Origin of the sequence: Cobetia sp. SIMBA_158, from assembly GCF_046566945.1 — a bacterium.
In the GTDB taxonomy this organism is placed as follows: Bacteria; Pseudomonadota; Gammaproteobacteria; order Pseudomonadales; family Halomonadaceae; genus Cobetia; species Cobetia amphilecti.
The window spans coordinates 1-249 of record NZ_JAWJYL010000822.1 but is presented as its reverse complement, the minus strand read 5'-3'; the positions used below and the strand labels follow the sequence as shown (position 1 = coordinate 249).

General features: G+C 58.2%; 1 protein-coding gene. It reads right to left on the bottom strand.

The genetic code is table 11. The annotated features are described in order from the left end of the window. Nucleotides 1-249 (bottom strand): orotidine 5'-phosphate decarboxylase / HUMPS family protein (locus R2R70_RS22115; RefSeq protein ID WP_410979216.1); only part of this gene is annotated, 249 nt, incomplete at both ends.

Sequence of the window (249 nt, the reverse complement as noted above, 5' to 3'; positions counted from 1 at the left end):
CCTCCCCAGATAGCGTCGATTTGCGCATGGAAATCGCCAGCCACCTGCGCCGGATTTGCTGAGCCTGCCAGTGCTCGCCCGGCAATAAACGCTTTCACGCGAATATCTTTAAACAGCGGCAGGTCAGCAGGGGTAATCCCGCCGGTAATGGAAAGCTCAAGGCCGATATCTGAAAGCGCCTTCATGCGTGCCAGATCGGCTTCGCCCCACTGTTGCCCGCTGGCCTGTGCATCACGACCGCGATGATAA